General features: G+C 70.2%; 15 protein-coding genes. 8 read left to right on the forward strand and 7 right to left on the reverse strand.

What is annotated here, in order from left to right; translation table 11 throughout:
* Position 1: 1 nt before the first annotated feature.
* The 7 genes from OG266_RS13120 to OG266_RS13150 form a co-directional block, all read right to left on the reverse strand.
* Complete coding sequence (locus OG266_RS13120) at positions 2-601, reverse strand: ADP-ribosyltransferase (protein WP_266474851.1); 600 nt, start codon at positions 599-601, stop codon at positions 2-4.
* A gap of 77 nt (positions 602-678) precedes the next feature.
* Positions 679-1,863 carry a YncE family protein gene (locus OG266_RS13125; RefSeq protein WP_266474852.1) on the reverse strand — a complete coding sequence of 395 codons (1,185 nt, stop codon included), beginning with the start codon at positions 1,861-1,863 and terminating at the stop codon, positions 679-681.
* Positions 1,863-2,696 (reverse strand): polysaccharide deacetylase family protein, encoded by an 834-nt coding sequence (locus OG266_RS13130; protein ID WP_371545722.1) that lies wholly within the window; start codon positions 2,694-2,696, stop codon positions 1,863-1,865. Before OG266_RS13130 ends, OG266_RS13125 begins: the two co-directional genes overlap by 1 nt.
* Before the next feature lie 316 nt (positions 2,697-3,012).
* Positions 3,013-3,516: an ATP-binding protein gene (locus tag OG266_RS13135; RefSeq protein ID WP_266474855.1), complete on the reverse strand. Its 504-nt coding sequence runs from the start codon at positions 3,514-3,516 to the stop codon at positions 3,013-3,015.
* A 355-nt stretch (positions 3,517-3,871) separates the two neighbouring features.
* Positions 3,872-4,639, reverse strand: a complete 768-nt coding sequence (locus tag OG266_RS13140; RefSeq protein ID WP_326720557.1) for an enoyl-CoA hydratase-related protein — start codon at positions 4,637-4,639, stop codon at positions 3,872-3,874.
* Positions 4,640-4,811: 172 nt separating this feature from the next.
* Complete coding sequence (locus OG266_RS13145; protein ID WP_371545723.1) at positions 4,812-6,062, reverse strand: Ig-like domain-containing protein; 1,251 nt, start codon at positions 6,060-6,062, stop codon at positions 4,812-4,814.
* Between the two features lie 180 nt (positions 6,063-6,242).
* Positions 6,243-7,475, reverse strand: coding sequence for an Ig-like domain-containing protein (locus OG266_RS13150; RefSeq protein WP_329545384.1), 1,233 nt, complete (start codon positions 7,473-7,475; stop codon positions 6,243-6,245).
* A 151-nt stretch (positions 7,476-7,626) separates the two neighbouring features.
* On the opposite strand from OG266_RS13150, the gene glgX reads away from it, so the two are divergent.
* The 8 genes from glgX (at position 7,627) to OG266_RS13190 (ending at position 21,531) form a co-directional block, all read left to right on the forward strand.
* On the forward strand, positions 7,627-9,882 hold the full coding sequence (gene glgX, locus OG266_RS13155) for a glycogen debranching protein GlgX (protein WP_371545725.1): 2,256 nt from the start codon (positions 7,627-7,629) through the stop codon (positions 9,880-9,882).
* Positions 9,883-10,047: 165 nt separating this feature from the next.
* Positions 10,048-10,143 carry a putative leader peptide gene (locus tag OG266_RS13160; RefSeq protein WP_353962481.1) on the forward strand — a complete coding sequence of 32 codons (96 nt, stop codon included), beginning with the start codon at positions 10,048-10,050 and terminating at the stop codon, positions 10,141-10,143.
* A gap of 93 nt (positions 10,144-10,236) precedes the next feature.
* Positions 10,237-11,649 (forward strand): sulfatase, encoded by a 1,413-nt coding sequence (locus OG266_RS13165; protein ID WP_371545727.1) that lies wholly within the window; start codon positions 10,237-10,239, stop codon positions 11,647-11,649.
* A gap of 128 nt (positions 11,650-11,777) precedes the next feature.
* Positions 11,778-13,724, forward strand: coding sequence for an ABC transporter ATP-binding protein (locus OG266_RS13170; RefSeq protein WP_371545728.1), 1,947 nt, complete (start codon positions 11,778-11,780; stop codon positions 13,722-13,724).
* Complete coding sequence (locus OG266_RS13175; RefSeq protein ID WP_371545730.1) at positions 13,721-15,616, forward strand: ABC transporter ATP-binding protein; 1,896 nt, start codon at positions 13,721-13,723, stop codon at positions 15,614-15,616. The genes OG266_RS13170 and OG266_RS13175 overlap by 4 nt, the downstream gene beginning before the upstream one ends.
* Positions 15,617-15,650: 34 nt before the next feature.
* Positions 15,651-17,390, forward strand: a complete 1,740-nt coding sequence (locus tag OG266_RS13180) for an ABC transporter ATP-binding protein (RefSeq protein ID WP_371552772.1) — start codon at positions 15,651-15,653, stop codon at positions 17,388-17,390.
* Positions 17,387-19,144, forward strand: coding sequence for an ABC transporter ATP-binding protein (locus tag OG266_RS13185; RefSeq protein WP_371545732.1), 1,758 nt, complete (start codon positions 17,387-17,389; stop codon positions 19,142-19,144). Before OG266_RS13180 ends, OG266_RS13185 begins: the two co-directional genes overlap by 4 nt.
* A 341-nt stretch (positions 19,145-19,485) precedes the next feature.
* Positions 19,486-21,531, forward strand: coding sequence for a M4 family metallopeptidase (locus OG266_RS13190; RefSeq protein ID WP_371545733.1), 2,046 nt, complete (start codon positions 19,486-19,488; stop codon positions 21,529-21,531).
* Positions 21,532-21,558: the final 27 nt, after the last annotated feature.

Below are 21,558 nucleotides of genomic sequence, written 5' to 3' on the forward strand. Positions count from 1 at the left end.
GTCAGTGCCAGGGCTCGTAGTACGGGTTGCTCTCGCAGTCGCTCATGATCTCGGTCTTGGTCTTCTTGTCGACCGGGCAGACACCGATGATGTACTGGCGCGCGATGCCGCCGGGGAAGGCGACCTCGACCTGGTCGGCCCACTTGTGGGTGTCGCCGATGGTCTTGTTGACGTCGACGCCGCCGGGCGCGTCGATGTAGTAGTTGTAGCCGCTCTTCCACCACGTCTTGTAGAGGTCGTGGTCGTAGCTCGTGGAGACGTACGGGGAGGGCTGGTTGACGAGGACGTAACTCTCGATGTCGTACTGGCCGGTGAGGACGTCCTTCGGGTAGAAGCCCTGCTCGAAGACTGCCGCGGGGCCTCGGCCGTCACTGCGGTAGAGCGTGTCGCAGGTCTTTCGCCAGACCGGCTGCGGGGTGATGCGGTCGACGTCCACGCGGTGGTCGGCGGCGGCCTCGACCGGATCGGCGAACTGGGGGCAGGCGGGGGCGGCGGCCTTGGCCGGGGTGGACGCGGGGACGGTGGCGGCGGAGGTCGCGAAGACGGCGGCCAGGGACAGGACGACGGCAGCGGCCCGCCGCCGCAGGCGAGTTGTGATCATGGTGATCACCATCTCGGTTCTGCGGCGGCGGGCCGGGGACCGTCACTCGTACGAGGCGTGTCCCAACTGGTCTGTGGTCAGCGGAAGATGCCGGTGTGGCCGAGCGAGTAGCGGCCCGGCTGCGGGTACACGGCGAGGCCGTGCGGGCCGCTGCCGACCTTGATGCGGGCGAGCTGGATGCCGGTGCGGGTGTCGATGGCGTACACCTCGGCGTCGTAACGCCCGGACAGCCACAGGACCTTGCCGTCGGCCGAGACGCCGCCCATGTCGGGGCTGCCGCCGTCGGGCAGGCGCCACTTCTTGGTCAGCTTGTTCAGGGTGAAGTCGAAGATGGAGATGGAGCCCTCGCCGCGGTTGGAGATGTACATCTCGCGCGAGTCGCGGCTGACGTACAGGCCGTGGCAGCCCTTGCCGGTGCGCAGGAGCTTGGGCTCGGTGAACTTGTCGCCGTCCAGGACCCAGATGCCGTCGGCCATCATGTCGGCGATGTAGAACTTCTTGCCGTCCGGCGAGATCTTCACGTCCTGCGGCATCGCGCCGTCGAACGGGAGCTTCTGCTGACCGATCACCTTCATCTTCTCGGTGTCGACCTTGAGCAGTTCGCCGCTGAACTCGCAGGAGACGATGAAGTAGCGGCCGTCGGCCGAGAAGTCGGCGTGGTTGACGCCGTAGCAGCTGACCGGTTCGGTCTTGACGCGCTTCATGGTGTGGGCGTCGCGGAAGACCAGCTCGCGGTCGAGGGAGGCCATGACGATGGAGTACTTGCCGTTGGGCGTGAAGTAGAGGTTGTACGGGTCGTGCACCTCGACCTCCTTGCCCACCTTCCCCGTCTTCGGGTCGATGGGGGTGAGCGTGTGGCCGCGGTTGTTGTTGACCCAGAGCGTCTTCATGTCCCAGGAGGGGACGACGTGTTGGGGCTGGCGGCCGACATGGAGGGTCTCGACGACCTTGTACGTCTTGGGGTCGATGACCGAGACGGTGTCGGACTCGGTGTTGGGGACGTAGACGCGGGACGGGAAGTCCTTGACCACCGGGGAGAGTTTGCCCGCACGGTCGGCCGCGTAGACGTCCGTCGGGTCGAGCACGGGGGGCATGCCGGGCAGGCCCCTGGCGGCCGGCGGCTTCGTGGGCTGGGCCGGCTGCTGCACGCCCTTGGTGCCGAGCGCTTCGTTCGCGTGGTCCTTGGGCTCGGTGCCGCAGGCGGCCAGGGCGGCGAGGACCGCGCCCGCGACCAGGGCGCGCTTCGTGAGGTTCGGGTGCATCAGCTCAGCAGCTCCGTGGTGGTGACCGCGCGCAGACCGCGACGGTTCAGTTCTTCCAGGACGGCGGGCAGCGCGGCGACGGTGTCCGCGTACCCGAAGTGCAGGCTCACCACGGATCCGTTGCGGATCTCGCCGGTGATCTTGCGAGTGACGGCGGGGGCGCCCGGCGAGGTGAAGTCGAGCGAGTCGACGTCGTAGGAGAGGACGTGCGGGTAGCCCGCGCCGCGGGCGAGGCGTTCGACGAGCGGGGAGGCTCGGGCGGTACGCGAGGGTCTGAACCAGCTGCCGATGGACCCGGTCAGCCTGCGCAGCCGCTCCGCGCAGCCCCGGATCTCGGCGTCCGCCTCCGTCTCCGACATCGCGTTGATGTCGAGGTGGCGGAGGGTGTGGTTGCCGAGGTCGTGGCCCCCGTCGAGGATGCGGCGCGCCAGATCGGGGTGCTCGTCGAGCCAGCTCCCCACGGCGAGCACGGTGATGTGGGCCCCACCCTTCTCCGCCTCGCCGAGGACCGCCCTGGTGATGGCGGGATCGCCCTGGCCGTGGAAGGTGAGGGCGACTTGGGGCCGGGTGCGGGGTCCGTGGGCGATCTCCACGGGCTGGTCCGGGAACCGGCGCGGCGCGGGTGCGGCGGGGGCGGCAGGGGGTGCGCCGCTGCTGCGAGCGCGGGCGACCGGGTGCGCGACGGCCCCGCTCGCGGAACACCCGGCGACGAAGGCCCCGGCCGCGAACGCGCCCCCCGAACGCAACACCGCCCGCCGATGGGGCGCGGCACGCGCGGCGATTCCTTCGGGGGGCGGCTGAGGGGGGTGATCGGGCGTGGTCACCCGCACCATTTAAGGGGAGTTGCCCACAAAAAGGGCGATTGCACCTATTGGGGGGCGGGTCGCGGGGGCGAGGATGCCTGGGGATGCCCAGAAACTCCACGTCACCGCCCCGCAAGCGGCAACACCCCGTGCCGTAACCAGCCCCCACCGCCTTTTGGATCACTCAACGGCGTCTGAGATAGTCAGCGGTGCGACCTCCACCCATTGACCCGGGCGTTGGTTGTCGCCGGTGCCGTGGTTCACACCCCAAATAGTTCCGCGGCGCCCCCGGAAGCCCCGGCCGTTGAGCGGCCGGGGTTTCTGCGTGAGCGGGGCAGGGCGGGGATCAGCGGTCGGCGACGCGCATTTCGAACCAGGTGGTCTTGCCGCGGGGGAGGAGGTCGACGCCCCAGCGGTCGGAGAGTTTGTCGACGAGGAAGAGGCCGCGGCCGCTCAGGTCCATTTCCTGGACCGGCATCAGACAGGGAAGGCCGCGCGAGGGGTCGCGGACCTCGATGCGGATCCACCCCCGGCGGCGGCGCATCCGGAGCCCGAAGACGCGGGCGCCGGTGTGCCGTACGGCGTTGCCGACGAGTTCGGAGACCAGTAACACGGCGTCTTCCGTCATCTTCGGTGAGAGGCCCCAGTGCCGCAGGACCACGACCTGGGTGAGCCGCCGCGCGGTGGCCGCGGACTCCGGGCGGGAAGGTAAGGGCACCTCCGCCTCGGTCGGATTGCCGAACAACTCCAGCGCCTTGAGCGCCTGTTCGTCCTCGACCGCAGGCGTCCAGCGCGCCGCGGTCGCACCCCCGTGCCGCCGCGGCGGTTCGATACCCTCCAGCCCCGCCATGACCCCATCATGGCCGCCCAAAGCGCCCTTCGGGGCTGTTCCGAAGGAATACGCCCCCCGGAACCCCCTGTTCCGCAGCATCCGATCGGCATATGCCACAGGCAGTTCGGCGCTCACCACAGCCCGTCTGACCTGGCAGAACCGCCCACCGCAGGGCAATCCCCGACCTCCCCCGACAAGGCAGCCTTAAGGTTGCCTTAAGGCTCGCATAAACCAGCCCTTCGGGGGACGCCGGGTAAGACATCGCGTCAACTGCAAGTGGATCAGCGGAACTTGTGGTGTGAGATTCAACGAACTCAGGTGCGGGATTCAGTGAACCCGAGGTGTCGGACTCAGTGCACCCGAGCCGCGGGAGTCAGCGGAACTTCGCCTTCCCCGGCCCCTCCTCCACGAAGCTCCGCATCCCCCGCTCCCGGTCCTCCGTCGCGAACAGCCCGGCGAACCAGTTCCGTTCGATCGCGAGCCCGGTCTCGATGTCGGTCTCGAGACCCGCGTCGATCGACTCCTTCGCGGCACGCAGCGCGATCGCGGGTCCCTGCGCCAGCTTCGCGGCCCACGCGTGCGCCTGGGCGTACACCTCCTCGGCGGGTACGACCCGGTCCACAAGGCCGAGCGACAGCGCCTCGTCGGCCTTCACCATGCGCCCGGTGAAGATGAGGTCCTTGGCTCGCGAGGGGCCGATCAGCCGGGACAGCCGCTGGGTGCCGCCCGCGCCGGGGATCACACCGAGCAGGATCTCGGGCTGCCCGAGCTTCGCGTTCTCGCCGGCGATGCGGTAGTCCGCGCACAGCGCCAACTCGCAGCCCCCGCCCAGCGCATAGCCGGTGACCGCCGCGACGACCGGCTTGGGGATACGGGCGACGGCGGTGAAGGAGTCCTGCAGGGCCCGGGACCGTACGACCATCGCCGCGTGGTCCATGGCCTGCATCTCCTTGATGTCCGCGCCCGCCGCGAACACCTTCTCCCCGCCGTACAGCACCACCGCGCGCACGTCGTCGCGGCCCGTGGCCTCCTCGGCGAGCTCCTTGAGCCGGTCCTGTGTGGCGACGTCCAGCGCGTTCATGGGCGGACGGTCGAGACGGATGGTGCCGACGCCATCGGCCACTTCGAGATGCACAGTCATGGCAGCAGGTTAGCGGCGGTTAACGACAATGGGCCCGGTGTGCTGAGTCACAGCACACCGGGCCCGTACGTCGGAAGGATCCAAAGGAACTACCGGTCCGAAGGAACCATCGGAACTACCGGTCCGAAGGAACCATCGGAACTACCGGTCCGAAGGAACCATCGGAAGGAACCTACGCCTTCCACTTCTCCCAGGACATGTTCCAGCCGTTGAGGCCGTTGTCCGGGTCGACGATCCGGTCGTTGGAGTTCTTCACGACCACCACGTCACCGGTCATGGACTGGTTGAAGAACCAGGCCGCGGCCACCTTGCCGTCGTAGCCGCCGCGGACGTCCTTCAGACCGATGCAGCCGTGACTGGCGTTGTAGTTGCCGAAGGCGCTGCCGCCCCAGTAGTTGCCGTGGATGAAGGTGCCGGAGGTGGTCAGGCGCTGGGCGTGCGGTACGTCCTTGATGTCGTACTCGCCGGCGTAGCCGACCGTCTCGCCGTTCATGCGGGTCACTTCGAGGCGGTCGGTGATGACCATCTGGCCGTTCCAGGTGTCGTAGCCGGGCTTGCCGGTGGTCACCGGGATGGTCTTGATGGTCTTGCCGTCGCGCTTGACCGTCATCGTCTTGGTCTTGACGTCGACGGTGGAGATCTGGCTGCGGCCGATCGTGAAGGACACGGTCTTGGCCTGGTCGCCGTAGACACCGGGTCGTCCCTCGACACCGTCGAGGTTGAGCTCCACCGTCACCTTCGTACCGGGCTTCCAGTACTCCTCGGGACGGAAGTCGAGGCGGTCGTTGCCGAACCAGTGGCCTTCCACGTCCACCGCGGGCTCGGTCTTGATGGTGATCGCCTTCTCGACGTCCTCGGGGTGCGTGATGCCCCGGGTGAAGTTGACGGAGAACGGCATTCCGACGCCGACCTTGGAACCGTCCTCCGGCGTGAAGATGCCGACGAAGGTGTTCTTCGGGGTCAGCGTGGTGAACGCGGACTCCTCGGCGGCCTCACGACCGCCGGAGTCCTTGGCCACCGCGTGGACCTTGTACTTGGTGGATGAGGCGAGGTGCGTCGAGGGCGTCCAGGTGGCGCCCCCGCCCGTTATCTCGCCCTCGACATCGTTGCCCTTGGTGTCTTCGACAGTCACCTCGGTCAGCTTGCCCTTGGCCGCCGTCACCTTGAGGGCGCCGCTGGTGGCCACGCCGCCCGCACCGTCCTTCGGGACGATGGACACGACGGCCTCCGAGACCTTGGTGTCCGCCGTCTCCGAGCTCCCCGTGCTCTTGCCCTTACCGTCCCCGGACCCGGAATCCGAGTCCCCTCCCCCGCCACACGCGGTCACGACAAGCAACAGCACCCCCAGCAGCAGCGCCAGGATCCCCTTGCTTCCGCGTGTCCGCGCGCCAACCGACGGCCCCGATATCGGTCGCCCGTTCAAGTTCGTTCTCCCCTCGCACGGCCTGGTCCAGGCCCGCACCCCAACGCGTCCCACGCGCACATCGCGCTAATTAATCACACGGCCTGAAGCGATGGCTCCCCGGGATTGTCACTGTTCAGTCCCAACTTCAGCCGTGCGTGGGCGAGCCGGGGGCCGTCGTGCGCGTACCCCTTTGTCGCCCTACTTCACCGCGCCGCCCGCTTTCCACTGCTTCCAGGTCATGTTCCACCCGCCGAGCCCGTTGTCGGGAGCGACCTTTTTGTCTTTGCTGTTGACGACCTCGACGACGTCACCGATGAGGCTGCGGTCGAAGAACCAGCCCGCCGGGGTGTCCGAGCTGCCGCCCTTCACGTCCCTGAGGCCCACGCAGCCGTGGCTGACATTGGTGCTGCCGAAGACGCCCTCCGCCCAATAGTTGCCATGCAGGAAGGTCCCGGAGCTGGTGAGGCGCATCGCGTGGGGGACGTCCGGGATGTCGTACTCGCCCTTGCCGTTGGCCTTCTTGAAACCGACCGTGGCGCCGTTCATCCGGGTCACCTCGAGCATCTCGGTGACCACCATCTTCCCGTTGTACGTCGTGCTCTTGGGGGCGCCCGCGGTGATCGGCACGGTGGCCAGGAGCTCGCCGTCGCGGCGTACCTCCATGGTGTGGTCGGCGGCGTCCACGAGACTGACCTGACTGCGGCCGACGGTGAACGAGAAGGTCTTGTACTGCAGCCCGTACACGCCCGGGGCCGCCTCGACGTCCCGCAGCCCCAGCGTGACCGTGACCTTCGTCCCCGGCTTCCAGTACTTCTGGGGCCGGAAGTCGAGGCGGTCCTTGCCGAACCAGTGCGGGCGGACCTCGACCGCCGGCTCCGCGACCACCCGGACCGCGCGCTCGACGGCGGCCCGGTTCTCGATCTCCCGGTTGAACTCGAGGGAGACGATCATCCCGGTGCCGACGGTGGAGCGGTCCTCCGGGGTGACGTATCCGATGAACCGCTCGTCGGGGACGAACGTCGTGAACGTCGTGTGCCGCGCCGAGCGCCGCCCGTACCCGTCGAGGGCCACCACGTCGACGGTGTACCGGGCGGCGAGGGCGAGCCGCTCGTCGTCGGGCCGCCAGCGCAGCCCGTCCTCGGAGATGCTCCCCGGCACCGGGGACTCCTGCGCGTCCTGCTCCTTGACCACCTGCACGGACTCCAGGCGCCCGCTGGACACCCGTACCCGGATCGACTTCTCCGGGCCCACGGCCTTGCTGTGGTCGTCGGGCGAGACGCGGATGACGTCCTCGGGCGACGGCGGTTTGCCCAGCACCTCGTCCATCCCGTTCGAGGTGCAGCCGGAGGCTCCGGCCAGCAGGCCGGCCCAGGTCAGTACGGCGGCCAGCGCGGCCCCTGCGCGCCGCGCGCGTGTCTGTACGTGCTTCACGAGGGGCCCAACGACTGTGCCTCTCTGGGGAAACGTGAGTGCGAGCCAAGCGCTGGGCAGAACAGTGGGGAGAACGACTCGACGGAGAGCGGTGGCCGGGACGCCAACGGCCCTTTTCGCGTCGTTCCATCGAGCCGCAGGAGGCTGACCGGTGTCGAGCGCACCCGAGCAGGAGGCAGTACAGGAGGGGCGTACGGCGGGCGACGTGCTGCCCGCGCAGCCCGCCCCTCTGATGAACGGCGCGTCGCGTGCGGCGCCCGCCGTGCACGTGTGGCCCGGTGCCCCGACCCCGCTGGGCGCGCGCTTCCGCGTCGGCCCCGACGGCGTCACGGGCACCAACTTCGCCCTGTGGGCGGGTGGCGCGGAGGCCGTCGAGCTGTGCCTCTTCGACGAGGAGGGCGCCGAGATCCGGGTCCCGCTGACCGAGCTGACCCACGAGATCTGGCACGGCTTCGTGCCCGGCGTGCTCCCCGGCCGCCGCTACGGCTTCCGGGTGCACGGCCGCTGGGACCCGTGGACCGGCGCCCGCTGGAACCCGGCGAAACTGCTCCTGGACCCGTACGCCCGTGCCGTGGACGGCGACTTCAGCCTGCCGCCCGAGGTGTACGGGCACGTCCGCGACTGGCCCCAGCAGCAGGTCGCGGACACCGTGCGCGACGACCGGGACTCGGCGCCGTACGTCCCCAAGGGTGTCGTCGTCCATGACGACGAGGACTGGTCGGACGACCACCGCCCCAAGACCCCGTGGGCCGACTCGGTGATCTACGAGCTGCATGTGCGCGGATTCACCCGTCTGCACCCCGGGATCCCGGAGGAACTCCGGGGCACGTACGCCGGATTGGCACACCCTGCCGCCATCGACCACCTGGTGCGGCTGGGGGTGACGGCCGTGGAGCTGCTTCCGGTGCACCAGTTCGCGCACGAGGACCATCTGCTGCGCAAGGGCCTCAAGAACTACTGGGGCTACAACTCCATCGGGTACTTCGCGCCGCACGCCGGATACGCCGCCTCCGGGACCACCGGTCAGCAGGTCGGCGAGTTCAAGCGGATGGTACGGGCGCTGCACGCCGCCGGTATCGAGGTGATCCTCGACGTGGTGTACAACCACACCGCCGAGGCGGGCGAGTTGGGGCCCATGCTGTCCCTGCGCGGTATCGACAACCGCGGGTACTACCGGCTGCAGTCCGACGCCCGACGGTACGCGGACTACACGGGGTGCGGGAACACGCTGCACGTGGTGCAGCCGCATGTGCTGCGGCTGATCACGGACTCGCTGCGGTACTGGGTGCAGGAGATGGGGGTGGACGGCTTCCGTTTCGACCTGGCCGCCGCGCTGGCCCGGTCGATGCACGACGTCGACATGCTGTCGCCGTTCCTGGCCGTCATCGCGCAGGACCCGGTGCTGCGGCGGGTGAAGCTGATCGCGGAGCCCTGGGACGTGGGGTCCGGGGGTTATCAGGTGGGGGCCTTCCCACCTCTGTGGACGGAGTGGAACGACCGCTACCGCAACGCCGTACGGGACTTCTGGCGGGGGGCGCTGCCGGATGTGCGGGATCTGGGATACCGGCTTTCGGGGTCGAGTGATCTTTACGCCTGGGGCGGGCGGCGTCCGTACGCCTCGGTGAACTTCGTCACCGCGCACGACGGGTTCACGCTCCGGGATCTCGTCTCGTACGAGCGCAAGCACAACGAGGCGAACGGGGAAGGGAACCGGGACGGCTCGGACGACAACCGGTCGTGGAACTGCGGGGCCGAGGGAGAGACGGACGACGAGCGCGTACGGGCCCTGCGGCGGCGGCAGTTGAGGAACCTGCTGACGAGTCTGCTGCTGTCGACCGGGGTGCCGATGCTGGTCGCCGGGGACGAGTTCGGGCGGACCCAGCGGGGGAGCAACAACGCGTACTGCCAGGACAACGAGATCAGCTGGGTCGACTGGTCGTATCTCGACGACCCCGGGTGGCGGGCCCTGTTCGAGCTGACCTCGCGGCTGATCGCACTGCGGCACGAGCATCCTGTGCTGCGGCGGCGGGCGTTCTTCTCCGGACGGGCGCATTCCGTGGACGGGCTGCGGGACCTGGCGTGGTTCACCGCGCGGGGGACGGAGATGACCGAGCGGGACTGGTACGCGCCGGCCGCGACGCTGGGCATGTATCTGTCCGGGCGGGACATTCCCGGGCGGGACGCGCGGGGGGTGCCTGTCGTGGACGACAGCTTTCTCGCCGTGCTGCATGCCGGGGACCGGCCGGTGAGTTTCGTACTGCCCGGGCCTCCCTGGGCCTCGCGGTACGAGGTGGTCGTGGACACCTCGCGGGAGTCGCAGGCGGAGGCTCCCGGGGTGGTGCATCGGGCGGGGGCGGGGGTTACTGTGCCGGCTCGGGCGGTGTTGTTGCTGCGGGTGGTGGGGTGATGTTCTTTCGCCCCCTCCGCCCCTTCCCGTCCCGTTCCTGGGGGCTCCGCCCCCAGACCCCCGTGTCGCGCTGCGCGCTCGTCCTCAAACGCCGGACGGGCTGACTTGTCCAGCGCTTGGACGGCTTCTTGACGCTCAACCTCACCGCTGGCAACGTCCGTCGTCATGAGGATTCCCGCTGATCACCCGTGCGCGCTCGTCGCGCTCGTGGAGCGGCGTCACGTCGATCTGTGCCGGCAGTCCAGCGCCATCTGTCGCTGAGCCCGCGGTCTCCGCTGCCCTCCTTTCTCCTTAATTCCCCTTAATCCTTTCTGCGTGTCCCGTCGTGGGACACGTCTGTTCTGAGGAACCCGCATGTCCGAAATATCCCGTCGGGTCTTCGGTGGTCTGATCGGTGGCGGTGCCGTGACCGCCGTCGCCGGTACGGCCGCCGCCACCGAAGCAGCCGCCGCCGAGCGCCCGTTCCGGGCCAGGACCGCCGCCTCCGGTTCGGGTCGGCGTCCCAACCTCCTCGTCATCCTGGGTGACGACCTCGGCTGGGCCGACCTGTCCTCGTACGGCGCACCGCACATCAAGACGCCGAACCTGGACCGGCTGGCCCGGCAAGGGGTGCGGTTCACCGACGCGTACTCCGGGTCGGCCACCTGCTCGCCGACCCGGTTCAGTCTGTACACCGGGCGCTATCCGGGACGTACGAAGGGCGGTCTCGCCGAGCCCATCGCCAACAAGACCCAGGGGCTCGACCCCAGCCACCCCACTCTCGCCTCCCTGCTGAAGAAGGCGGGATACGCGACCGCGCTCATCGGCAAGTGGCACTGCGGCTTCCTGCCGGACTACGGGCCCACCAAGTCGGGCTGGGACGAGTTCTTCGGCAACTTCGGGGGCGTACTGGAGTACTTCTCCAAGCTCGGGCAGCTCGGCGCCTACGACCTGTACGAGGGCGACGCGGAGTACAAGGACCTGCGCTACTACACGGAGGTGCTGACCGAGCGGGCCGTGGAGTACGTGAGCCGCGAGCACGACAAGCCGTGGCTGCTCAACCTCAACTTCACCACCCCGCACTGGCCCTGGCTCGCGGAGGACGACGCGGAGACCGGCGCCGAGATCGCGGCGAAGATACGGGCCGCGAGCAGTCAGGCGCAGGTGACCGCCGCGCTCCTCCACAACGACGGCGGTTCGGTCGAGAAATACACGCAGCTGGTGGAGAGCCTCGACGCCGCCGTCGGGGAGGTGCTCACCGCGCTGCGCCGGGCCGGTCAGGAGGAGAACACGGTGGTGCTGTTCGCCAGTGACAACGGCGGCGAGCGCTTCTCGTACAACTGGCCGCTCAGCGGGGAGAAAGCCTCGCTGCTCGAAGGCGGTATCCGGGTGCCGACCATCCTGCGGTGGCCCGCCCGCCTCGACGGCAAGCAGGTCAGCCACGAGCCTGCGTTCTCACCGGACTGGACGGCGACCCTGCTGGAGCTGGGCGGGGCGCGGCCGGACCCGGCGTACCCGCTGGACGGCACCAGCCTCGCCGGGTACCTGCTGCGCGACGAGGAGGTGGCCGAGCGCGACCTCTTCTGGCGGGTCCGGGGCAACCGGGCGCTGCGGCGCGGGGACTGGAAGTACCACCAGGCCTCCGACGGCGTCGACCACCTCTACGACCTCACCGCGGACTCCCGCGAACAGGCCGACCTCGCGGCGGACCGGCCGGAGCTGCTCGCGAAGCTCAGGACCGCCTGGGAGAAGACCGCGGCCGGCCTGCTGCCGTACCCCGCCTCCTGATCAGCTTGGCCTTCACGGTCGCCTCGCTGATGCCCGCCGCCATCGGCCGGTCGTAGGACCAGCGGCCGATCCTGGTACGGCCAAAACTCAGTGGGCGTTGTCAGTGCCGATCCGTAGGCTCCGTGCTGATGGCGACAACACCTGTAACCACCAAGGACCCTGAGAAGACCGGTGGCCGGTCGGCCGTGCGCACGCTGCTGCGGCTGTGGCCGTACGTCCGGCCGGTGCGCGGGCGGCTGTTCACCGCCGCGTTCGTCGCGGTGCTCGCCTCCTGTACGGGGCTGGTGATTCCGCTCGTGCTGAAGTGGATGGTGGACGGGCCGGTCGCCGACCGGGACTCCGCGGGGGTGTGGCTCGGGGCGCTGTACCTGCTGCTGTTCGGGCTCGCGGAGGCGCTGCTGTTCGGGCTGCGGCGGTGGCTGGTGGCGAGGCCCCTGGCGGGTGTCGAGGCGGCGATGCGAGCGGATCTGTACCGGCATCTCCAGCGGCTGCCGGTCGCCTTCCACGACCGCTGGGCCTCTGGTCAGCTGCTGTCCCGGGGCACCACGGACCTGATGCTGGTGCGCATGTTCCTGGCCTTCCCGCTGACCTTCCTGCTGGTCAACTCCGTGACGATCCTCGCGGGCATGGCCATCATGCTGGCCCAGGAGTGGACGCTCGGGCTGGTGCTGCTCGCTCCTGCGGTCCCCGTGATGTTCGTCTGCTGGCTCTTCGAGCGGCGGTACTCAAAGGTGGCGCGGCGGGCGCAGGACCAGGTGGGCGACCTGACGACGGTCGTCGAGGAGAGCGTGCTCGGCATCCGCATCATCAAAGGCTTCGGGCGCCATCGCAGCCAGGCCCGCGCGTTCCGCGAGCTGTCGGGGACCCTGCGCGGCACGGAACTCGCCAAGGCCCGTCTCCTCGCCTCCATCTGGGCTGTCATCGTCACCCTCCCCGAACTCGCCATCGGCACCGCCCTCGTCCTCGGCACCATCCAGGTCGCCGACGGCCACCTCTCCGCCGGCACCCTGGTCGCCTTCCTCTCCACCGCCCTCGCCCTGCGCTGGCCGGTCGACTCGATCGGCTTCCTCCTGGCAATGAGCCAGGAGGCAGCGACAGCGACGGAACGGTACTTCGAGGTAATGGACGAGAAGCCGGAGGCAGAAACGGTCCCAGCTGTGGGCATGCGTGCCGCCGCCACCGCCCCCGCCCCCGCTGTGGGCATGCGTGCCGCTAGGGGCGGCACGGGTGGGCACAGCGGCACCTCGCAAGCGCCGAGCAGCGCACCCACCCCGACCCCAGCCCCCACCCCGCCGGCAGATTCAACAGGCCCCGGCGGACTCCAGTTCCACAACGTCCGCTTCCGCTACCCCGACGCCCCCGAGAACACCCCACCCATCCTCGACCGCATCGACCTGCACATCCGCCCCGGCGAATCGATGGCGCTGGTCGGAGCAACAGGCACCGGCAAAACCACCCTCACCGCCCTGGTCCCCCGCCTCCACGAGGTAACGTCCGGCCGCATCACGCTGGACGGCGAGGACATCACAGCGATCCCCCGCGAGGAACTCCGCACCCGCGTAGCCATGGCCTTCGAGGAGCCCACCCTCTTCTCCGCAAGCGTCGGCGAGAACGTACTCATGGGCGCCGAGGACGGCGCGGGCGAAACAGAGTTGGACCAGGCGCTAGCCGTCGCGCAGGCGGACTTCGCACACGCGCTGCCCCACGGCACGGACACCCAGGTAGGCGAACAGGGCCTGAGCCTCTCCGGCGGCCAGCGGCAGCGCCTCGCCCTGGCGAGAGCGGTCGTAGGCAGCCCCCGCTTCCTGGTCCTCGACGACCCCTTGTCGGCCCTGGACGTGCACACGGAGGCCGCGGTAGAGGCGGCACTGCGCCGCGTACTGGCGGACACGACCGCCCTGATCGTGGCGCACCGCCCGTCCACGGTCCTGCTCGCGGACCGGGTGGCCCTGCTCTCCGGCGGCCGCATCACCGCGGTGGGCACCCACCACGAACTACTGCGCACGAACGCCGAGTACGCCCACCTGATGTCAGGCACCGAGGGCACAGAGGGCACAGAGGAGGACGACCGATGACGGCGCCCACGACGACCGCGCCGGGCAAGGACAAGGGCAGGGACAAAGGCAGGGACAAGGCAAAAGGCAAGGGCACGCCCGCACCACAACCCCCGCAGTACACGGACCCCTTCGACCGCGACGCCCTCCCCACGCCCCCGGGCGCGACCGCCGCGCTACTGCGTTCGCTGCTCGCCCCGCTCAGGTCCCGCGTGGTCCTGACCTCCGTCCTGCTCCTGCTCCAGCAGGCCGCGGTCCAGGCGGGCCCGCTGCTCGTCGCGTACGCCATCGACCGCGGCGTACCGGCGTTCAGGAGCCACGACAACGGCCCGCTGATCGCGGTGGCGGTCGCGTACCTGCTCTGCTCGGTGGCCTCCGGCGCGCTCCAGTACGCCTTCATCCTCGCGTCCGCCCGCGTCAACCAGGACGTGCTGCTCGACCTGCGCGGCCGTATCTTCCGGCACGCGCAGGCGCTCAGCATCGACTTCCACGAACGCTACACCTCGGGCCGGCTGATCTCCCGTTCCACGACGGACGTCGAGTCACTGCGTGAACTCCTCAGCGAGGGCCTGCAGGAGCTCGTCACGGTCATCCTGTCGTTCGTCTACATCTCGGCGATGCTGCTCTGGCTCGACCTGGGTCTGGGCGCGGTGGCGGTCGTGTCCTTCGTGCCGCTGTATCTGCTCATCCGCCTCTACCAGCACCGCGCGGGCCGTATCTTCGCGATGCGCTCGACCGCGATCGCCGCCGTCATCGTGAAGTTCGCGGAGACGATGAACGGCATCCGCCCGGTGCGCGCGTTCCGCCGCGAGGCCACCAACGACGCGGAGTTCGGGACGCTCAACCGGCACCACGAGCGGACGAACGGCGACGCCATCCTGGAGATGGCCCGCTATGTCATCGGCTCCCGCCTGGTCGCCAACACGGCCGTCGCGGGGATCGTGCTGTGGGGTGCACACCGGGTGGCCACGGACTCGCTGGCGCTGGGTGTGCTGGCCGCCGCCGTGCTGTATCTGCGCCGTCTGTACGACCCGATCGACCGCCTGGGCATGTTCCTCAACTCCTACCAGTCCGCGGCGGCTTCGCTGGAGAAGATCGCGGGCCTGCTGGCCCAGGACCCCTCAGTGCCGGAGCCGGCCGCGCCGAAGCAGTTGCCCGCTCTCGCCTCCGAACACCCCGGCCGCGAGGTCGTCTTCGACGGCGTCCGCTTCGCCTACCGCACCGGCGGCGAGGTCCTGCCCACCTTCGACCTCACGGTCCCGGCCGGGCAGACGGTGGCCGTCGTCGGCTCGACGGGCGCGGGCAAATCGACGCTCGCCAAGCTGCTGGCCCGCTTCTACGACCCCACGGACGGCCGGGTCCTCCTCGACGGCGTCGACCTGCGCGAGCTGTCCGTGCCGGAGCTGCGGCGCGGGGTGGTGATGGTGACCCAGGAGGCGTTCCTGTTCTCCGGCACCGTCGCCGAGAACATCTCCATCGGCCGCCCCGACGCAACCCGTGAGGACATCGAGCGCGCCGCGAAGGCGATCGGCGCCCACGACTTCATCAGCTCCCTGCCCGAGGGCTACGACACGGACGTACGCAAACGGGGCGGCCGTATCTCGGCGGGCCAGCGCCAACTGGTCGCCTTCGCGCGGGCGTTGCTCGCCGACCCGGCGGTCCTCATCCTCGACGAGGCGACCAGCTCGCTGGACGTCCCCGGCGAACGGGCTGTCCAGCGCGCCATGTCGACAGTCCTGCGCGGCCGTACGGCGGTGGTCATCGCGCACCGGCTGTCGACGGTGGAGATCGCCGACCGGGTCCTTGTGATGGAGCACGGCCACATCGTCGAGGACGGTACTCCGGCCGAACTCGTCGCGAACCGCGGCAAGTTCGCCGATCTGCATCAGGCGTGGCAGGACAGTCTCGTATAGCGCGTCGGAAAGCTCGAGTCAGAGGATGGAACGGATGATCGACGCGTACGAGGACCCGGGCACGCCCGACTGCCGTGGCGGCGGCCGGTATCTGTGGTGGCTGTGCACCAGACAGGCGGGCCGGTCGGTGGCGGGGGCGCTGCTGGCGAGCGTCTGGATGGGGCTGCTCGCGCTGACGCCGTATCTGCTGTCGCGCGCGATCGACGACGGTCTGGAGCCGGGCGACGAGGCGGCGCTGGTGGGCTGGGCCGCGGCCATGCTGGGCGCGGGGGTGTTCAACGCCTTCCTGGGCGTCCTGCGGCACCGCACGATGACCAAGGTCCGGATGGACGCCCACTTCCGTACGGTCAAGGTCGTGGTGGGGCAGGCGACCCGGCTGGGGGCCGCGCTGTCGCGCCAGGTGGGGGCCGGTGAGGTCGTCACGATCGGCGTCGGCGACGTCCAGACCATCGCCACCTCGCTGACCGTCGTCGGCCCCGGCGTGGCCGGGGTCCTCACCTACGGCGTGGTGGCCGCGCTGCTGCTGTCGGTCTCTGTCCAGCTGTCCGTGGTGATCCTGCTCGGCGTGCCGGTGATCACCGTGCTCCTCGGGCCGATGATGGGGCGGCTGCAGGGCGCGGAGACCGAGTACCGCGAACGGCAGGGTGTGCTGACCGCCCGGATCGGCGACCTCGCGGGCGGCCTGCGTGTCCTCAACGGGCTCGGCGGCAAAGGGCTGTTCGCCGACTCCTTCCGCCGCGACTCGCAGGAGCTGCGGGCGCAGGGGTACCGGGTCGGGGCGGTGACCAGCTGGATCCAGTCGCTGGGGCTCGGGCTGCCGACGGTGTTCCTCGCCGTCGTGACCTGGCTGGCGGCCCGGCTGGCCGCTCAAGGGTCCATCACCATCGGCGAGTTGGTGTCCGTGTACGGCTATGTCGCGGTCCTCGTGATGCCGGTGGCGTTCCTCATCGAGTGCGGCTACCAGGTCAGCCGGGGGCTGGTGGCCGCCCGGCGCGTTGTGCGGTTCCTGGCCCTGGAGCCGCTGGCCACCGACAGCGCCGCACGGGACGCCCCGGCGGAACCGTCGGCGCTCCTCGATCCGGAGTCCGGTGTGCGGGTGGCGCCGGGGAAGCTGACCGCGCTGGTCGGCGCCCGCCCTTCGGACTCCGCCGCGGTGGTCGACCGGCTCGGGCGGTACGCGGAGTCGGCGGCGACCTGGGGCGGCGTACGCCTGGACGAGATCGACCTGTCCCAGGTGCGGCAGCGGATCCTGGTCGCGGACAACGAGGCCGATCTGTTCGCGGGCACCCTGCGCGACCTGGTCTCCGGCCGGCGCGACCACGACGAACAGGCCATCTCCGGGGCCGTGCACGCGGCCGTCGCGGACGACATCGTCCTCGGACTGCCGGACGGACTCGACTCGGCCGTCGACGCGCAGGGCCGCAGTCTCTCCGGGGGCCAGCGGCAGCGCGTACGCCTGGTGCGGGCGCTTCTCGCCGATCCCGAGGTGCTGCTCGCGGTCGAGCCCACTTCCGCGCTCGACGCCCACACCGAGGCGACCGTCGCCGCCCGGCTGCGGGTTGCGCGCCGCGGCCGTACGACGGTGGTGACCAGCACGTCACCGCTCATGCTCGACCAGATGGACACCGTGTCCTACCTGGTGGACGGCAAGGTCGCGGCCAGCGGCAGTCATCGCGAACTCCTCGACGGGGAGCCGGAGTACCGCGCGCTCGTGGCCCGCGACACGGACGTAGAAGACGCAGAGGACGCAGAGAACGAGGAGGCCGTGCGATGAGCGGGCAGCTGCCGGTCGCCGCGGAGGCCGACGTGCGCCGGGCCTCGGTCCGGCTGATCAGGGCGGACGGGCGGGCCTTCGCCGTCGTGCTCGCCCTCAACACGCTGGCCGCCGGGGCCGGTCTGGTCGGGCCGTGGCTGCTCGGCCGGATCATCGACGAGGTGCGGGGCGGGGCCGGGGTGGGCGTCGTGGACCGGCTGGCGCTCGTCATCCTGGGGTGCGCGCTGACGCAGGTGCTGCTGGCGCGAGCCGCCCGGTATGTGGGACACCGTTTCGGGGAGCGGACGCTGGCGCGGGTGCGCGAGGAGTTCGTCGAGCGGGCGCTCGCGCTGCCCGCCTCGGTGGTGGAGCGGGCCGGCACGGGCGACCTGACGGCGCGCGGCACCGCGGACGTCGCCATGGTGGGCACCACCCTGCGCGACGCCCTGCCCGAACTGCTCATCTGCTCGGTGCAGTCGCTGTTCATCCTCGGCGCGGTCTTCGCCATTGACCCGCTGCTCGGCGGCTGCGGGGTCCTCGGCCTGGTCGGCATCTGGTTCGCCACGCGCTGGTATCTGCGCCGGGCGCGCACCGCCTATCTCGCCGAGGGTGCCGCCACCTCGGAGGTGGCGGAGATCCTCGGGGCCACCGCCTCGGGCGCCCGCACCGTCGAGGCCTTCGGACTGCAGCGGCGCCGGACTCTGGCGAGCCGGGACGCGATCGAGACACTCCGCCGCACCCGGATGCGGACGCTGTTCCTGCGCAACGTGTTCTTCCCGCTGGTGGAGACCTCGTACGCCGTCCCCGTGGTCGCCGTGCTGCTTGCGGGGGGCGCGCTGCACGCGCGGGGTGCGATGAGCCTGGGTGCGGTGGTCGCGGCGGCGCTGTATCTGATGCAGCTCGTCGACCCGTTGGACACGATCCTGAACCGGGTCGAGCAGTTGCAGAGCAGCAGCGCGTCCTTCGCCCGTGTGGAGGGGCTCGCACAAGCCCCGAGGGCCACCTCTTCGGCCGGCTCGCCCGCCCCGGTGGACGACCGGATCGACGTGACGGACGTGCGCTACTCGTACGACCGCGGGGGTGAGGTGCTGCGCGGGGTCGACCTGACCGTGCGGCCCGGGGAGCGGCTGGCCGTGGTCGGCCCGTCCGGCGCCGGGAAGACCACGCTGAGCAGGCTGCTCGCGGGTGTCGACGCGCCGAGCTCGGGCTCGGTGACGGTGGGCCGGGTGCCGATCGTCGGCCTCGATCCGGAGCAGTTGCGGCGGCAGGTCGTCCTCGTCACCCAGGAGCACCACGTGTTCCTGGGCACGGTCCGCGACAATCTGCTGATCGCCGAACCGGCCGCCACCGACGCCGAGTTGTGGGCGGCGCTCGCGGCGGTCGGTGCGGACGACTGGGCCGGGGAGCTGCCGGACGGCCTGGACACCGAGCTGGGCCCGGCCGGACACCCCACGGACGGCTCGCGTGCCCAGCAACTCGCCCTGGCCCGCGTCGTCCTCGCGGACCCGCACACCCTCATCCTCGACGAGGCCACGGCGCTCCTCGACCCGACGACCGCCCGCCACACGGAGCGCGCGCTGGCCGCCGTACTCGAGGGACGCACCGTCATCGCGATCGCGCACCGGCTGCACACGGCGCACGACGCGGACCGGGTGGCCGTCATGGAGGACGGCCGGCTCACCGAACTCGGCACGCACGACGACCTGGTGGCGGCGGACGGCGCGTACGCGGCGCTGTGGCACTCGTGGCACGGCGAGGGGCGGCCCGCCGGCTGAGGTCCGCAGGGCGAGGTCCCGGGCCACGCTTCCGAGCGAGGAGGAGCGTGTGCCTGCAGGGCTCGACCAACCCTCCGCATACCGAACATGACCACCCGGACAACGAACGATTTCCGGCCAACTTCTTGATGCGCTCCTGACAGACAGCGCATTCCACTGCCACTCTTCCCACGGCTACTTCACAGCAACCCCACAGCAACACCAGCAACATCGCTGTGCCGTGCCGCAACACCTCCGCACCTGCACATGGTTCCGCGTACCGCCCTGTTCTGCCCGGACGGTCACCCTTCGTCCGGTCTCCCCTGGCCGTGCGACCCGCGGCCACGCAGAAGGAGTCAGTGTTGAGAAGCAACTCCCCTCACAGACGCACCCCCCACACCCAGCGGCGTCGCGCCGCAGCCGTCGCCCTCGCGGGCGTCGCCGCCCTGATCGCCACGGCCGTCCAGTCGGGCGCCGCGACCGCCGCCCCGGAGAAGGCACCGTCGGCAGCGGGCAAGGTCAACCCGGGCGCCGTTCCCGTGAAGCTCTCCCCCGCCCAGCGCGCCGCGCTGATACGCGACGCCGAGGCGGCCAAGGCGGACACCGCCGCGGACCTGAGCCTCGGCGCCAAGGAGAAGCTCGTCGTCCGGGACGTCGCCAAGGACGCGGACGGCACGGTCCACACCCGCTATGAGCGCACGTACGACGGACTCCCGGTCCTCGGCGGCGACCTGGTGGTCGACACCGCCAAGTCGGGCGCGACCGAGGGCGTCGTCAAGGCGACCCGGTCCGCCATCGAGCCGGCGACGACCACCGCCGCGCTGCCCGCCGCCAGGGCCGAGACGCAGGCCCTGGCCGCCGCGAAGGCGGAGAAGGCCAAGAGCCCCGACGTCAACCGGGCGCCCCGCAAGGTCGTCTGGGCCGCGAGCGGCACGCCGACCGTGGCGTGGGAGACGGTCGTCGGCGGCTTCCAGCACGACGGCACCCCGCAGGAGCTGCACGTCGTCACGGACGCCACCACGGGCAAGAAGCTGTACGAGTGGGAGGCCATCGAGACCGGCACCGGCAACACGGTGTACAGCGGCACGGTCACGCTCGGCACCACCCAGTCCGGAACGACGTACAACCTGACCGACGGCACGCGCGGCGGCCACAAGACGTACAACCTGAACCGCGGCACCTCCGGCACCGGCACGCTCTTCTCGGGCTCCGACGACGTGTGGGGCAACGGGCTGGCGTCCAACCTGGAGTCGGCCGGCGCCGACGCCCACTACGGCGCGGCACTGACCTGGGACTACTACAAGAACGTGCACGGCCGCAGCGGCATCAGGGGCGACGGAGTGGGCGCGTACTCGCGGGTCCACTACGGCAACAACTACGTCAACGCCTTCTGGTCCGACAGCTGCTTCTGCATGACGTACGGCGACGGGTCGGGCAACGCCAACCCGCTCACCTCGATCGACGTCGCCGCGCACGAGATGACGCACGGCCTCACCTCCGCCACCGCGGGGCTCGTCTACAGCGGCGAGTCCGGCGGCCTGAACGAGGCGACCTCCGACATCTTCGGCTCCACGGTCGAGTTCTACGCGGCGAACTCCTCCGACGTCGGTGACTACCTCATCGGCGAAGAGATCAACATCAACGGCAACGGCACGCCGCTGCGTTACATGGACCAGCCGAGCAAGGACGGCGCGTCCAAGGACAGTTGGTACTCGGGGATCGGCTCGATCGACGTCCACTACTCCTCGGGTCCGGCGAACCACTTCTTCTATCTGCTGAGCGAGGGCAGCGGCACCAAGACCATCAACGGTGTCACCTACAACTCGCCGACCGCCGACGGGCTACCGGTCACCGGGATCGGCCGCGCCAAGGCGGAGCAGATCTGGTTCAAGGCGCTCACCACGAAGTTCACCTCGACCACCAACTACGCGGCGGCCCGCACCGGCACGCTCGCGGTGGCGGGTGAGCTGTACGGCACCACGAGCGCCGAGTACGCGGCGGTGCAGAACGCCTGGGCGGGCGTCGCGGTAGGCGCCCGGGCCGGCGGCGGTGGCGGTGGTACGTCGTTCGAGAGCACGACCGACGTATCAATTCCGGACAACGGAGCGGCGGTCACCTCCTCGATCGCGGTCACCGGGCGTACCGGCAACGCGCCGACGAACCTCGCGGTCGCCGTCGACATCGTGCACACCTACATCGGTGACCTCCAGGTGCAGCTGGTCGCCCCCGACGGCACGGCGTACACGCTGAAGGCGTACGGCACCGGCGGGAGCGCGGACAACATCAACACCACCTACACGGTGAACGCCTCCTCCGAAGTCGCCAACGGAACCTGGCTGTTGAGGGTCCAGGACAACGCGGCCGTGGACACCGGCTACATCAACAGCTGGAAGCTCACGTTCCCGTAGAGGGTCCCGAAGACAGGGCGCCGTCCC

It is taken from the genome of Streptomyces sp. NBC_00554 (genome assembly GCF_041431135.1).
Taxonomy (GTDB): domain Bacteria; phylum Actinomycetota; class Actinomycetes; order Streptomycetales; family Streptomycetaceae; genus Streptomyces.

Coding starts and splice junctions, on each gene's coding strand:
- OG266_RS13140 (WP_326720557.1), bottom strand. CDS start 4,639: ATGACTGTGCATCTCGAAGTGGCCGATGGCGTCGGCACCATCCGTCTC.
- OG266_RS13135 (WP_266474855.1), bottom strand. CDS start 3,516: ATGGCGGGGCTGGAGGGTATCGAACCGCCGCGGCGGCACGGGGGTGCG.
- OG266_RS13165 (WP_371545727.1), top strand. CDS start 10,237: ATGTCCGAAATATCCCGTCGGGTCTTCGGTGGTCTGATCGGTGGCGGT.
- OG266_RS13185 (WP_371545732.1), top strand. CDS start 17,387: ATGAGCGGGCAGCTGCCGGTCGCCGCGGAGGCCGACGTGCGCCGGGCC.
- OG266_RS13130 (WP_371545722.1), bottom strand. CDS start 2,696: ATGGTGCGGGTGACCACGCCCGATCACCCCCCTCAGCCGCCCCCCGAA.
- OG266_RS13170 (WP_371545728.1), top strand. CDS start 11,778: ATGGCGACAACACCTGTAACCACCAAGGACCCTGAGAAGACCGGTGGC.
- OG266_RS13180 (WP_371552772.1), top strand. CDS start 15,651: ATGATCGACGCGTACGAGGACCCGGGCACGCCCGACTGCCGTGGCGGC.
- OG266_RS13160 (WP_353962481.1), top strand. CDS start 10,048: ATGAGGATTCCCGCTGATCACCCGTGCGCGCTCGTCGCGCTCGTGGAG.
- OG266_RS13125 (WP_266474852.1), bottom strand. CDS start 1,863: ATGCACCCGAACCTCACGAAGCGCGCCCTGGTCGCGGGCGCGGTCCTC.
- OG266_RS13175 (WP_371545730.1), top strand. CDS start 13,721: ATGACGGCGCCCACGACGACCGCGCCGGGCAAGGACAAGGGCAGGGAC.
- OG266_RS13120 (WP_266474851.1), bottom strand. CDS start 601: ATGATCACAACTCGCCTGCGGCGGCGGGCCGCTGCCGTCGTCCTGTCC.